The organism is Phycisphaerae bacterium (genome assembly GCA_024102815.1).
GTDB lineage: Bacteria > Planctomycetota > Phycisphaerae > UBA1845 > UBA1845 > JAGFJJ01.
The window spans coordinates 13,093-26,677 of the sequence record JAGFJJ010000010.1 but is presented as its reverse complement, the minus strand read 5'-3'; the positions used below and the strand labels follow the sequence as shown (position 1 = coordinate 26,677).

The window sequence follows — 13,585 nt, the reverse complement described above, 5'->3', positions numbered from 1 at the left end:
ATTACTCCAAGGCCGGGTCGTGGATGCAGCGATCGGCGAGCTCCAGGCCGGTGGTGGTGAGGCGGAACCAGCGGCGGCGCCAAGCGGTGTAATCGCCGTTGTGCTCGTCGTCGGCGACGACGCGTTCGACGTAGTTCTTGGCGGCGAGGTAGTGCAGGTCGCGGCGGAGCTCATCGAGTTCGAGCATGGGGAAGAGGACGAGCATGCTGCGAAAGATCTGGTCGGTCTGGAGCGCGGCCGGGTAGACGACTTTCAGGACGACAAGCAATTCGTTTCGCACACGCTTGGTTTCGGTGGCGTCTCGGTTTGTGACGGTCACGGTTTTTTCTCCTGGGTGGGCCGGGTCGCCGCCGGCGCGGAAGTCGCGCGTGCGGCGCCGTCGGCTTGTTTCGTTTCGGGTGGATCATGGCGCGCCGGCCGGGCCCGGTCGGCGTGCGTTTCCAGTCGGCAGGTTCGTTCGGAGAGGCGTTCGAAGAGGCGGCGGGCGTGCAAGAGCTCGCGGAGCCATTCCTCCTTGGTGGTGTAGTCGCGGGCGAAGTCGGCGTCGGCGCGGCGGAGATCGCGAAGGGCGGCTTCGAGGGCGGCGATGCGGCGGCGAAACTCCGCGGCCCAGGACTGCTGGTTCTCGCGGAGGGAACGCAGGTAGAAGGTGATCAGGCCGAGGGGCACGCCGATGAGCGGCGTGAGCAGGGCGATCAAAGCGGCGTGAGATTCAATGGTGGTGGTCAGCATGGGAGAAGAAGCCACGAAGCCACGGAGCGACGAAGGGGAAGAGAAGAAAGGCAATAGGCAGTAGGCAATAGGCAGTAGGCAATAGGCAATAGGAAGAAGGCACGAAGGCACGGAGGCACGGAGGAAGAAGCGACGAAGCCACGAAGCCACGGAGCCACGAAGCCACGAAGGGGAAGAGAAGAGGGAATACAGAAACGACGAGAGAAGAGGACATAAGGCACCGGGAGTGCGTTCCATGAAGGACGAGCGGGCGACGTTCGTGCGCATTGGTGCTCGCGCGGGGAACGTTGCGGGAGGTCGGGGCACGATGCCCGTTGATGCCTCCATAGGTAATAACGTGATGGGTGATCGCGCGCAAAGTGGCGGCCGAGTGAGCGCCCCCGGCCCCAGTAGCGCAAAACGCGATTGACGCCCCTCAGTGCGATCCCTAGACTGGGAATTGGAGGAAAAGAGCGAGCCCACAGATGCATTTCACGCGATCGCCGTCGCCATGACCGCCGAGGCCCCAACATCCGCGTTTCGCGTGCTTCATGTCCGAACACCTGCGTTCGTCCGAGAATTCCCGGGAAAAGAGGGTCAGAAATCGCCGTTGAACGGGGCTCGGAGCGGGCCGGGCGCCGAGTCGGGCGTGCGACGGAGCTCATGGAGCCCGGGAAGCAAGATCCCGAGCCCGGCGGAGAAGTCGGCCGGGGTTGAAGATGAGGCGCTGGTCGGCGCGGTTGAAGCGCGGCTGCGCGAGGCGGGGGCGGAGGTGGTTGCGTGCCCGGATGTTTTTCAGGCGATGGCAATGATCGTGGGGGGGGATGGTCATGAAGGTGAATCGAAGTGTTTATGGGACGCGGTGATCGTCCGGACGCGCGACCTCGATCCGGAAGATGAGGAGTTTTTCGGGATTCTGTCGCGCATGCGCGGAGGGCCCGAAGTGGTGGTGTATCGCGGGGGGGCCGACGGCGGATTGCTGGAGCGGCTGGAGCGCGCGGGCGGCGTGAAGGTCTTGGCGAAGGCGAGGGCGGAACGGTGGGTGGAGAGAAGAAGCGACGAAGCCACGAAGCCACGGAGCGACGAAGGGGAAGAAGGAAGAAGGCACGAAGGCACGGAGGCACGGAGGCACGAAGCAGAGAAGGGGCAACAGGCAACGGGCAACAGGCAACAGGGAGAAGCAAGCCACGGGGCCACGAAGCCACGGAGCGACGAAGGGGAAGAAGGAAGAAGGCACGAAGGCGCGGAGGGGAAGAAGGAAAAAGCGACGGAAGCACGGACCCATCAAGAAGAAGAGATAGCCGGCCAAGGCGGGGCCGAGGGGGTGCGGGTTCCGTGGAAGCAGTATGAGGGTCGGCCGGTCAGGCGAAAGCCGGGAAGCGCAGAGGCGGGATCGAAGGAAGCGACGTCCGCGGATCGTGGCGGTGATCCAAAGGGAAACGTATTTCAGAAAGCGGGTGAACTGGAAGCGGGCGGAAAGAAAGCGGGCGAACAGGAGGCGGGCGACGCGCGGTTGACCTCGCCGGCGGCAGAGTCGAGCGCGCCTGCCGCGGAAAGTTTCCAACCGGGAGAGGCATCGGAATCCGCCAAGGGTTCGACGTCGCGTGCGCGGCGGGAGGAGCCTTTGCTGAGCGAGGCCGAGCTGCGTGAGTTGCTGGGTGATGATGTTGCGGCGTTTGTGCCGCGGATGCGGGATGCGGGGGGAAAGCGCGGAGATCGCGGAAACGGTGAGTCCGACGCAGGCCGCTCCGGCGGGGAGGATGCGTCATCGTGAGCGTTACGCCGATGATCAAGTCCGATCAGGAAGAAGCACGACGACTGGTCGTCGTGGCCGCGGGCGGGATGCACGAGCAGCTCGCGGAGTTTGTGCGGGGGCGGTATCCGGCGATGCGGACGGTGGTCATTCCGAGTCTGCTGGCGGGGGTCGTGCAGGCGGCGCGGGATGATGTGCAGGCGGTGCTGATTCCGCTGGTGGAGGATGCCCGGCGGACGCGGCGGGCGATTGCGGGTATGCGGATGGCCGGAGGGCGCGAGGTGCGGATCGTGCCGGTTTGCGAGCCGGCGCTGGAGTCGCAGGCGCGGGAGCTGATGCGCGACGGGGCGGATGATTACGTGCTGTTGCCTCCGGTGGGTGAGGAGATGGACGCGGCATTGGGGCTGGTGAGGGAGGAGGCGCGGGTCAGGTCGGCCGAGGTTCCGCCGGCGTCGACGGAGGAGCTGGCGCGATTCGCGGAGACGCTGTCGCGGATGGAGGGCCGGCCGATCGAGCTGTTGCGGTCGCTTGCGTCGCTGGTGCAGTGGGCGCTGGGGGCGCGGGGCGTGACGGTGGTGGCGGAGGGGGCGGTGGCGACGGCGGGTGAGGCGGTGTCGCGGCCGGTGCTGGTGGTTCCGCTGGAGGGGGCTTCGGGGGTGATCGGGCAGATCACGGTGTCGGAGCGGGAGCGGACGGGATATCTGCCGGCGGAAGTGGAGAAGCTGGCGCATTACGCGCGGATTACGGGGTATTTGCTGGATGCCGCGACTCGGCAGCGGCGATTGCGTCGGCTGGCGGAGACGGATGAGACGAGCGGGCTTCCCAACCGGCGGTATCTTCGCGAGCGGCTCGGCGAGATTCTGTCGCGGGCGGAGCGACAGCGGTTCGCGGTGACGGTGCTGCTGTTTGACATCGACAACTTCAAGACGTTCAACGATACGTGCGGGCATGATGCGGGGGATGACATCATCCGGCGCGTAGGGGAGCTGTTCCGCAAGTACTGCCGGGAACAGGATATCGTCGCGCGGTACGGGGGGGATGAGTTCGCGGTGGTGTTCTGGGATGCGGAGGGGTCGCGGATGGCGGGTTCGGCTCCGCCGCAGCAGGCGCTGGACGTGTTGGATCGATTCCGCGCGGCGCTGCACGACGAGTCGTTTCCGCGGCTGGCGTCGGAGGCGCGGGCGGAAGTGACGATCAGCGGGGGGCTGGCGACGTATCCGTGGGATGGGAAGTCGGCCGAGGAGCTGGTGGCCAAGGCGGACGAGGCACTGCTGGCGGCGAAGCGGGCGGGGAAGAATCGGGTGTTTGTGATAGGGGAGGAAGAAGGCACGTAGGCACGAAGGGGAAGAGAAGAAAGGCAGTAGGCAATAGGCAATAGGCAGTAGGAAGAAGGCACGATGGCACGGAGGCACGGAGGCACGAAGCAGAGAAGAAGAAGCCACGGAGCGACAAAGCGACGGAGCCACGAAGGGGAAGAGAAGAAAGGCAATAAGCAATAGGCAATAGGCAATAGACAATAGGCAGTAGGCCACAGAAAGTGGAAGGCGCTTCACGTGCCGCGGGTGTTGCCGAAGAGTTCGATGTGCAGGCGGGGGCAGTAGCGGAATCCGCGGTCGAGGCAGAGGCGGGCAAGCCAGGATGAGCGAGCGTTGATTTCGTCGGCGGTCAGACCCTGGGGCATGAGCAGGACGTTGGTCGTGGGGACGGGGCCGAGTTCGGCAAGCAAATCATCGATTTCCTTCAGGTCGTCAGGATTCTCGACGACGAATTTCAATTGATAATCCGGGAATTCCATGAAACGGCGGATGACGTCGGCGTGGATGCGGGAGCGCTCGTGGGCCAGGGCCCAGCGGCCTGACTCGCGCTGCCAGGGCGTGGAGTTGGCAAGCTTGGGGCTAAGGCTGGCGAGGTCGCAGGCGACGTCCTTCCAGACGGTGGCGGCGGTTTCAATGGTCAGATGGTGGCCGCCTTCGACGAGGGCGCGGGACAACTGCTCGACACCGGGAACGATGAGAGGCTCGCCGCCGGTGAGGACGACATGCGTGACGGCGTACTCGCGAATGCGCGCGAGAATCTGATCGATCGACAATTCTTCGCCTTCGGGCTCCCAGGACGTGTACGGCGTGTCGCACCAGGAGCAGCGGAGGTTGCAGCCACTGGTGCGGATGAAGGCGCTGGGCACGCCGGCGAGCTTTCCTTCGCCCTGGATGCTGTGGAAAATTTCGGCGATGAGCATGCCTGTCCAGTTTTCGTTGATGAACAACGACCTTCCGAGCCGCTGCATAGCTGGTCCGCACCGCAGATTCTACGGAGTCCCCCCGAAAATGACCGCAGTGCGCCTGGCGGCGCGACTTCCGTTTGATTGGCGTCAGGCTCCCAGTATGTCGCCGTAGGTCTGCTCGTCGAAGCCGATCAGCAGGGTCTTGCCGATGCGGAGCGTGGGGGCGCGCAGGTTGCCGGTCGGGCCGAGCATGTGTGACAGAAGCGTGGCATCGTCCGGCGGGTCCATTTTCATATTGAAGCGCACCACGTTTTTGCCCTTGGCGGCAATGACGGTCGAGGCGGATCGTGCCAGTTCGAGTGCGTCGCTTTGGCCGAGTCTGGCCTTGGCGTCGATGATTTCCTTCGGTTCCAGGTTGTTCTTCGCAAGGTACCCCTGCGTTTTTCCGCAGGTCGTTCAGCCCTTGCGATGGTAGTACCAGTCGATCTTCGCGGGCATTGCGGTTCTCCAGTCATGGGACGAGCACTGCCTCGGGGCAGCGGCACACCGGCGTCGGAGCGGCGCTCGCATGGCGGCGCCGGTGGAGGCTGGTCGCCGACTGCGGGCCCCGGTAGAATGGGCCGCGCGGGCCGGGTTCCACGGGACGGTCGAAATCCCAGCGCGGCCGGTGTCGAAATCCCCCTTCCTCAGGAGGTCAAGACATGTCCAGCTTACCGTCGGAAATGGAGAGCGGGCAAACGCGCGCCAGCGAAATCGGGCCTTTCGTGGACCGGCTGGAGCGGATTCTGGACGAAGGTCGTGATGGCGGGGTGGAGGGCTGTGATCTCGGTGTGATTGATCAGGCCCTTCGCGAGCTTCACGCGCAGATGCGGATTCATCATGCCATCGGTGTATTGGAGACGCCGAAGGATGCGAAGGAGATCGCTCCGCGCTATTTGGCCCAGTTCGAGGCGCTGCGGAATGAGCACTCGACGATGATCGGCGCTCTGGACCGGCTGATTCGGACGTCGGAGACGCTGGCCGATCTTGGTCTGGAGGACCGGTTCGTGTTCGCGGCGCGGGTGCGGGAGCTGATCGCGGTGGTGCGGCGGCACGAGGCGGAGGAGGACCGGGTGCTGTACCTGGCGCTGTGGCATGATATCGGGGGGGAGAGTTGAGGAAGAAGCGACGTAGCCACGGAGGCACGGAGGCACGGAGGGGAAGAGAAGGAAGGCAATAGGCAATAGGCAGTAGGCAATAGGCAATAGGCAGTAGGCAGTAGGAAGATGGCACGGAGGCACGGAGGAAGAAGCGACGTAGCCACGGAGGCACGGAGGCACGAAGGGGAAGAGAAGAAAGGCAATAGGCAGTAGGCAATAGGCAGCAGGCAAGAGGCAATAATAGGCAGTAGGCAATAGCAAGATTGGCTCACGAGCCGTGCCGGATGAGATTCCGGGGAGGGTCTGAATTCCAGTTTGCGCCGGAACGGAGGGAATCGGAGAGCGGAAGCCTACGGTTCTTTGTTCTGTCGCCGATTGCGTGCTGCATTTCGCGAAATTCCGGTCGCCGGGCGCGTGTTGTGGGTTGCACCATGCTCATAGCGCGCCGTGTCATGCCGGTGGGTTTCTGCCGGTCAGTCGCTGCTGGTCGCCTCGCTTCCGGGGTCACTTCTCTTGGGGCGGCCAGAAGACGTAGTCATCGGAGGCGTCTTCGCTTTCAAGTCGATCGTTCCAGCGCGGCGCATGAACGCCGCCGTCATCGCGGGCGTTTTCCGAAAGCGAATAGATGCGCGGTCCGTTGTCATCGACGCGATAGCCGAAATCGCGTCCGGTGAAGGGATCGGTGCGCGCTTCCGGGGCGATTTCGGTGGCGGGAAGTTCCGCCAGCGAGGCGGGCCAGCGGCCGTTGCGGGCGCGGAAGAGCTCCGTGGCGTAGGCAAGCTGCGTCGCGCGGCGGTCGGCCTCGGCGCGGGCGTGAAGGCTGTACAGGCGGCTGAGCGAGGGCAGGAGGACTTTGGTGAGCGGCGTCGATTGGGCGTTGACGGTTTCCATGGCGGCGATATCGGCTGCGCGGACCGTGGGATAGCCGATGCTCATCATCTGAGCCAGCTCACGGTAGTGGTTATCAAGCGTGGCAATTGAGCGGTAGGCATCGTTGGGCGTGAGCCGGCCGAGATCGATTCGGACCGGGTCGTCGACGAATTCGGAGAGCAGATCCTGACCGCGCTCGGGATGGTACTGCGGCGTTCCGTCGGGGGCGGGTGGGGTGAACATGTATTGGATCAGGTCCATAGCGGCGGCATGTTCGCCGCGCAAGGCGAACGTCGGGTCAGGGCCAGGGCGGTCGTATTCGCGCAGCGTGTGCAGCGTTTCGGCGATCTGCTCGGGCGAATTGAATACGTCTTGAGCGAGGGCGGCGCGGGCGTTGTCACGAACGAGTCTGCACTCGGCGAGACCGACGAGACCCTCGATCAGGGTGGCTCCCTCCTCCATGTGCGCGGCGGCGCGGAGAGTGGTCTGAAAAGCCTGGCGCATGCGCTCCGGCGGTACTCTGCCGTTCTCCATCCGCCAGGCGTCGGCCAGGGTCTGCTTTGCCAGGGCGCGGTGTGGAGCAAGCGAGGGCAGGAGGATTCCGAGCAGGATGTTGGTGCTGTCGCGGGTGGCGGCGGGGGTGGCGTAGCCGTCGAGCTCGGAGGCATCGCGGAAGCGGTCTACAAGATCGCGCATGGCCTGGTAGGAGGATTCCCAGTCAGGGTGGTCCGCGGGATTCCAGGGGCGGGGTGGTCCATCGTAATCGGGGTCGGAGAACATGTTCGTGGTGTCCTCCGGCCAGACAGTGCCGCGGCCGTCCTGGGATTGATCGAGTGGAATCAACTGCGTGTAAGCGTCGTAGGCAGCAGTTCCGGCGGGGTTGGCCGAGTAGTCGCGGTACCAGCTCAAGTAATCGACGGGGTTGGTGAAATCCGGCAGGGGAGCGAAGCCGTCGGGGTCGGGAAACGGCGACATTTCATCGAGTATTTCCGCATGGCCTTCGTCGTCGGGATCGGTGGCCTTCGCGTCGACTGGATCTGTGCCGGCGTCTGAAGAGGCAACGTCCGAATCAGAGTCGAAGTCGTCACCCCCCTGCATGGAGGCGTCGGATGCTTCCAAGCTGTTGGCACTGCCGCTGGAATCGCCGCTGTCTGCGTCCGTGGGCATGTGCCCGGTGTCCGGCTGGCCGGTGTCGAGTGCCATGACGGCGGCATCGGCCGATGGCGCGTCGAGGTCGTATCCATACAGGGATTGCGTCAGGGACGATGTCAACCCGGGCGAATCGGATGGGAGCGATGCGGGATCAGCGGGGCGGTAGAGCATGAGGTACGAGCCGTCCACGAGGCGGACGACGGCCGCGTCCGTGGCGTCGGCGAGACGAACGCCGTCTTCCATATCCCAGCGGCGGGCGTCGCGCGACGTGGCGGAGCGGATGCCGTCCGGCGTGGCGACGTAGATGCGCAGGCGATCGGCGAGCTTGACCGTCGCGAAGGGAACGGCGTCGCGAGGGAGATCCGGCGGGGCGAGGCGGGCGAATCGGCGGGCGTCGCGGGACACGGCGTGGCGAAGAGCCGAGGACTTATCGTCTTCGTTCTCGGCCGCGCGGATAAGCAGGTGGACACGGTTGTCGATCACGATGGGCGTGGGGTCGGCGACGCGGTCGCCCCAGTCGGGGGCGCGGAAACGCTCGTCAAGCCGGTAATGGATGCCGTCGCGGGTGACGGCGGAACGGAGGCGAAAGTGGCTGCGGTTTCCCCCGGAGCGTGACGCGCGGGCATCTGCAACCGGTTCAACGAAGTAGAGTCGAATGATGCCGTCCGGTGCCAGGAAAATGTCACCCTGGATGGCAAGGTGCCTCCGCTTGGCGCGGTCGGTGATGTCGACCGGTTGGGGGCGTGACCAGGTCTTGCCGTCGTCGCGCGAGAAGCAGACGTGGGCGGCGTAGCGGTTGGGGGTGGCGGTGTCGGGGGCGTGGTCGAAGAGGGCGAGCAGCGTTCCGCCGGGCATGCGGAAGAGGTCGGGTGCGGCGGCCCGCTTGGCGAAGACAACGCCGGTGTCGCGGAACTCGAGGCCGTCGGGGGAGTGAGCGAAGCGGAGGGCCGGCGGGGCGGCGTCGGCGGGGCGAGCAAGCTGCGGGGCCGCGTTCCCTGCGGCGAGGGTGGATTGGGCAGAGGCAAGGGCGAAGAGGGGCGCCCAAATCAGGTTGCGCGTACGGGGATTCGTTCGTGTTCGATACATGCCTGTCGGCTCCGGGAACGGCGTTGCCGTGTCGTTGCCGTATGGGACGGATGGAGGGCGGGTATGTTAATCGAATGGGGGCAATCCCTGGACGGGCAGGGACTGCACTGCTCAAGAGCAGTGGCACACGGGAACATGGTCCGCAGGGCGGACCCGACGGGCGTCAATCCGAATGTGAGGATGGGCCGCCGCCGTCGTCGGGGGATTTTTCGTACCGGCCTCCGACGTGCTCGGATAGGAATTTCTCGGCCTTGGTGTAGAAGTCGAGGCGGTTCTCGGGTCGGGCGAGGCCGTGGCCTTCGTCGGGATACTCGACGTACTCGACTGTTTTGCTCTTGGCCTTCATGGCTTCGACGATCTGGAGGGACTCCGCGCGGTTGACCCGCGGATCATTGGCACCCTGGGCGATGAGCAGGGGATTAGTGATCTTGTCCACGTGGGTCAGCGGGGAGCGTTCCTTCAGGAACTCGGCGTCCTTTTCGGGATTGCCGACGCGCTCGAAGAAGATGGGTTCGAGCGGTTTCCAGTAGGGCGGAATGCTCTTCATGAAGGTGATGAGGTTGCTGGGGCCGACGATGCTGACGCCGCAGGCGAAGAGTTCGGGTGTGGACGTCATGCCTCGGAGGGTGGCGTATCCGCCGTAGGAGCCGCCGTAGATGGCGATACGCTTGGGATCGGCGAAGCCCCTCTCGATCGCCCACTTCACGGCGTCGACGAGATCGTCCTGCATCTTGCCGCCCCACTCACGGTTGCCGGCATTGAGGAACCCCTTGCCGTAACCGGTCGAGCCGCGGAAGTTCACCTGAAGAACGGCGTAGCCGCGGTTGGCGAGCCACTGGACCTCGCCGTTGTAGCCCCAGGTGTCGCGGTACCAAGGTCCGCCATGGACGTTGAGCACAAGCGGCAGGTTCTTGGGCTCCAGCCCGGGCGGGAGGGTGAGGTAGCCGTGAACCACGAGGCCGTCACGGGCCTGGTAGGCGATGGGCTCCATGCGGGCGAGCGTGAGGTCGACAAGCTCCTTGCGGTTGGTGAAGAGGAACTCGGCCTTTTTCTCCGGGCGCTGCCAGGCGTAGTAATAGACCGGTCCGTCGTCGGTGACGTAGGCGACGAGCCAGGTGCGGTCGGCGCGATCGCGGTTGATGATGGTGAAATCGCCGCGATGGGCCTTGCGCAGGGCATCGAAGTCATCGGCGATGGCGGGATCGAGCACCTTCCACTCCTCGCGTTCCTTGGTGAAGGCCACGGCCTGCACCACGCGGGTCACGGGGTGAATGAAGAGGCTGGAGACGTCGGCCTGGGGATCGGAGGCAAGGGTGGTCTGCTTGCCGGTGGCGAGGTCCACACGGCGGAGTTCGCCGGTGTTGCTGCCGGCGCTGCTGATGATGTACATGGACCGGCCGTCGGCGGTGAAGGCGACGGGTCCGCTGTTGAGGGCATCGGCCGTATCCCATGATACGAGCGGGCGCCACGGGGCGCGGACGGTGTCGCGGACAAGGAGGCGCGTGCCGCCATCGGGCGTGGCCTGCATGGCACCGCGCACGGCGAGGTTCTGGTCGGCCAGCCAGCCGATGAAGCCCTGGTCGTTCTCGGCGACCATGTTGCGTTCGGCGGTACGGAGATCGACGCGGTAGACGTCATGAAGTTGCGGATTGCGCTCGTTGATTGCGACGAGGACTTCGTTGGGAAACTGGGGCTCGGTGGCGAGAATGCGGGCCTGGATGCCGTTGATCGGGGTCAGGTCGCGGGTGTTCTCCGTGGCGATGTCGGTCGCGTAGACATGCCAGTTCTCGTCGCCGTCCTTGTCCTGAATGTAGAGGAGCTGGCGGCTGTTCTCCGCCCAGGTGTAGTAGCGAATGCCGCGCTTGCGGTCCTCGGTGACGGCGCGGTCGTCGCTGGCGCCGACTGTTCGTACCCAGACGTTGAGGACGCCTTCGTCGGGCGCGATGTACGCGAGGAGCTTGCCGTCCGGGGAGACCTGCGGGGACACGCGGTCGGGGTTTCCGAAAAGAACCTTCCTCGGGATGAGGGGCGGCAGCTCGGCCTTGGCGTTCGGGGTGAAAGTTCTTGGGCTCATGAGTGCACAGGCGATGAGGATGATGCCTCCTGCGTAGTTCATTCGATTCATGTTGCTCGCTCCGCGTTTTCGATTCATGGCAACGGTGACGTCGCTGCGCTTTATCGTGAACGGCGCCGGCCGAGTTGCGTCGTCGCCGTACGGACGGGCCGTGCGGCGGTTCCAACACCAATAGATGATAACCGGGGGTAAGGGAAGACGGCGTGTTACTTATTGTCGAAACTATTCGTTGCCGAGCCGACAAGCGGGCAGGACCGGATTCCGGCTTCGGCCGGAATGACGGGGGCTCGGGATGGCAAAACCTTTACCGGGACTGCGGTGGGGATTAGACTTGCGGGTCCGCGCGGTCCGCGAGATGGCGGATCGTGCGAAGTGCCCCGGAGCGGTGTCCGAGTGGCTGAAGGGACCGCACTGGAAATGCGGTGTGCGGGTAACTGCACCGAGGGTTCGAATCCCTCCCGCTCCGTTACCAGATCTGACTTGCGGCGTCGGCGGCGGGTCGATAGTCTGACGATTCGTTGACCTACAGCGTAAGGCCGACGCGCCCGCGCCGCGGCAGGCGGGGTCGCCGCGGGCAAGCTCATTCCATACGCCCCGTTGCGAGACTTCCCCGATGTTTTCGTTCCGCTTCCTACTCTTATCGATGGCAGGGATGGTGACGGTTATGAGTTCGTCCGCCTCGACGACCCGAGCAGAGGAGACCCAGCGCGTCCTCGATCGCAGCGAGGTTCCCAAGCAATACACCTGGGCGACCGAGACGATCTTCATCAACAAGGGCGCCTGGGAGGATGAGTACAAGGCCGTCGAGAAGCAGATCACCGAGTTGGGCAGCATGCAGGGCATGCCCAGCCGGGGGCCGAGCCAGCTCCTGGGTGTGCTGAAGGCACGCGATGACGCTGCCGCCCGGCTGGAGCGGGTCTACGTGTACGCGTCTCTGCTGGCCGACCAGGACCTGCGCGAGGGCGATACGCAGGCCATGCGCTCGCGGGCTCGTTCGCTGGCGGTCAACTACAGCCGGTCCACGTCATGGCTGGAGCCTGAGCTCACGTCTATTCCGAAAGAGACGCTGGATTCCTGGATGAGTGACAATCCGGTGCTGGCGCTGTATCGGCAGTACTTCGACAACTTGTTCCGGCAGAAGGCGCACATCCTCTCTCCGCGCGAGGAAGAGCTCATGGCGCTGACCGGCGAGGTGACGTCGACGCCCTATCAGGCCTACAGCTTCCTGAAGGACGCCGACATGAAGTTCCCCACGATCAAGAACGAGAAGGGCGACAACGTGGAGCTGAGTGACTCCGCGTTCTACCTGTTCATGCGCAATACGAATCGCGACGTGCGCAAGGCGGCGTATGAAGGGATCGTGGGTACGTATCGCGAATTCCGCAATACGGCGGCCGCGCTGCTCAACGGCGTCGTGCAAACGCACATCATGAACGTGAGGGCCAGGGGATACGACAGTTGCCTGGCGGCGGCGCTGGACGGCGGCAATATTCCCACGGAGGTGTACAACAATCTGATCAAGACGATCAATGATAATCTGCCGCTGCTTCATCGCTATCAGAAGATCCGCAAGCAGGCGCTGAACCTGAAGGACGGCGTGCACGCGTACGATCTCTTCGCCCCGTTTGTCACGGAGCAGAAGTATGAGATCGAATACGACCCGGCGGTGAAGAAGATTGAAACGGCCCTCGCTCCGCTGGGAGACGAGTACATCAAGGCCATGACGACGGGTTTCGAGTCCCGTTGGGTGGACGTGTATCCCACCAAGGGCAAGCGCAGCGGAGCCTATTCGAGCGGGACGTTCCTCACCCAGCCGTACATCCTGATGAATTTCCACGGCGGATACGAGGACATGTCCACGCTGGCCCACGAGATGGGTCACTCGATGCACTCGTACCTTTCGCGGACGACTCAGCCGTATATCTACGCCGACTACGACATCTTCTGCGCCGAGGTGGCTTCGACCTGCAACGAGATTCTCCTCCAGAACTACGTCCTGAAGGAGACGGCCGATCCGGAGCTCAAGCTGTACCTGCTGGTGGAGTTCCTGGAGGGCATTCGCGGGACGGTGTTCCGGCAGACGATGTTCAGCGAGTTCGAGCAGCGCGTTCACGAGATGGCCGAGCAGGGACAGCCGCTCACGGCCGATGCGCTCGATGCCGAGTACGGGAAGATCATGAAGAAGTACTACGGACCGGCGTACACGCACGATGATCTCGTGGACAGCTACTGGATCCGCATTCCGCACTTCTACTACAACTTCTACGTGTACAAGTATGCGACAAGCTACTGCGCCGCGTCGAACATTGCCCGGCGGATCATGGACAAGGAGCCGGGAGCGGTAGACGCGTATCTGTCGTTCCTCAAGGGCGGGAGCACGAAATATCCGATCGACATGCTCAAGATGGCCCGCGTGGACATGACTTCGCCGCAGCCCATTCTCGATGCGATGAAGATCTTCGAGGACCTTCTGAATCAGACGGAGGAGCTGCTGAAGAAGGTGGGCCCCGGGGCCTGATCGCTGCGCATTGACGAAATGGCCATTTCAATCGACCCGGATGGCAGACGTCGTCCGGGTC

General features: G+C 64.2%; 10 protein-coding genes and 1 tRNA gene. 5 read left to right on the top strand and 6 right to left on the bottom strand.

What is annotated here, in order from left to right; genetic code table 11:
- Position 1: 1 nt before the first annotated feature.
- A complete protein-coding gene (locus tag J5J06_02830; GenBank protein ID MCO6436004.1) occupies positions 2 to 319 on the bottom strand; it encodes a hypothetical protein in 318 nt (105 codons plus the stop codon).
- Positions 316 to 732, bottom strand: coding sequence for a hypothetical protein (locus tag J5J06_02825; protein MCO6436003.1), 417 nt, complete (start codon positions 730 to 732; stop codon positions 316 to 318). The genes J5J06_02830 and J5J06_02825 overlap by 4 nt, the downstream gene beginning before the upstream one ends.
- 418 nt (positions 733 to 1,150) lie before the next feature.
- Between J5J06_02825 and J5J06_02820 the strand changes: the two genes are divergently transcribed.
- Together J5J06_02820 and J5J06_02815 are read left to right on the top strand one after the other, a co-directional pair.
- Positions 1,151 to 2,485 carry a hypothetical protein gene (locus J5J06_02820; GenBank protein MCO6436002.1) on the top strand — a complete coding sequence of 445 codons (1,335 nt, stop codon included), beginning with the start codon at positions 1,151 to 1,153 and terminating at the stop codon, positions 2,483 to 2,485.
- The gene (locus tag J5J06_02815) at positions 2,482 to 3,798 is read left to right on the top strand and encodes a GGDEF domain-containing protein (protein MCO6436001.1); all 1,317 of its coding nucleotides are present in this window, start codon (positions 2,482 to 2,484) and stop codon (positions 3,796 to 3,798) included. Before J5J06_02820 ends, J5J06_02815 begins: the two co-directional genes overlap by 4 nt.
- A 215-nt stretch (positions 3,799 to 4,013) precedes the next feature.
- On the opposite strand, the gene J5J06_02810 is transcribed toward J5J06_02815, so the two are convergent.
- Positions 4,014 to 4,700, bottom strand: a complete 687-nt coding sequence (locus tag J5J06_02810) for a 7-carboxy-7-deazaguanine synthase QueE (GenBank protein ID MCO6436000.1) — start codon at positions 4,698 to 4,700, stop codon at positions 4,014 to 4,016.
- 132 nt (positions 4,701 to 4,832) lie between these two features.
- Positions 4,833 to 4,979: a hypothetical protein gene (locus J5J06_02805; protein MCO6435999.1), complete on the bottom strand. Its 147-nt coding sequence runs from the start codon at positions 4,977 to 4,979 to the stop codon at positions 4,833 to 4,835.
- Between the two features lie 407 nt (positions 4,980 to 5,386).
- Here J5J06_02805 and J5J06_02800 point away from each other — a divergent pair, with 407 nt between their 5' ends.
- The gene (locus J5J06_02800; GenBank protein MCO6435998.1) at positions 5,387 to 5,842 is read left to right on the top strand and encodes a hypothetical protein; all 456 of its coding nucleotides are present in this window, start codon (positions 5,387 to 5,389) and stop codon (positions 5,840 to 5,842) included.
- 486 nt (positions 5,843 to 6,328) lie between these two features.
- On the opposite strand, the gene J5J06_02795 is transcribed toward J5J06_02800, so the two are convergent.
- Positions 6,329 to 8,932, bottom strand: coding sequence for an exo-alpha-sialidase (locus J5J06_02795; GenBank protein ID MCO6435997.1), 2,604 nt, complete (start codon positions 8,930 to 8,932; stop codon positions 6,329 to 6,331).
- Between the two features lie 163 nt (positions 8,933 to 9,095).
- Complete coding sequence (locus tag J5J06_02790; protein ID MCO6435996.1) at positions 9,096 to 11,006, bottom strand: S9 family peptidase; 1,911 nt, start codon at positions 11,004 to 11,006, stop codon at positions 9,096 to 9,098.
- 379 nt (positions 11,007 to 11,385) lie between these two features.
- On the opposite strand from J5J06_02790, the gene J5J06_02785 reads away from it, so the two are divergent.
- Together J5J06_02785 and pepF are read left to right on the top strand one after the other, a co-directional pair.
- A tRNA-Ser gene (locus J5J06_02785) sits at positions 11,386 to 11,472 on the top strand.
- A gap of 198 nt (positions 11,473 to 11,670) precedes the next feature.
- Positions 11,671 to 13,524, top strand: coding sequence for an oligoendopeptidase F (gene pepF / locus J5J06_02780; GenBank protein ID MCO6435995.1), 1,854 nt, complete (start codon positions 11,671 to 11,673; stop codon positions 13,522 to 13,524).
- The last annotated feature ends 61 nt before the right edge of the window (positions 13,525 to 13,585 follow it).

Excerpts from the sequence above, each read along its gene's own strand:
- J5J06_02825 (MCO6436003.1), bottom strand. The coding sequence starts at position 732 with ATGCTGACCACCACCATTGAATCTCACGCCGCTTTGATCGCCCTGCTC.
- J5J06_02810 (MCO6436000.1), bottom strand. The coding sequence starts at position 4,700 with ATGCTCATCGCCGAAATTTTCCACAGCATCCAGGGCGAAGGAAAGCTC.
- J5J06_02805 (MCO6435999.1), bottom strand. The coding sequence starts at position 4,979 with ATGAAAATGGACCCGCCGGACGATGCCACGCTTCTGTCACACATGCTC.
- J5J06_02800 (MCO6435998.1), top strand. The coding sequence starts at position 5,387 with ATGTCCAGCTTACCGTCGGAAATGGAGAGCGGGCAAACGCGCGCCAGC.
- J5J06_02795 (MCO6435997.1), bottom strand. The coding sequence starts at position 8,932 with ATGTATCGAACACGAACGAATCCCCGTACGCGCAACCTGATTTGGGCG.
- J5J06_02790 (MCO6435996.1), bottom strand. The coding sequence starts at position 11,006 with ATGAGCCCAAGAACTTTCACCCCGAACGCCAAGGCCGAGCTGCCGCCC.
- pepF (MCO6435995.1), top strand. The coding sequence starts at position 11,671 with ATGAGTTCGTCCGCCTCGACGACCCGAGCAGAGGAGACCCAGCGCGTC.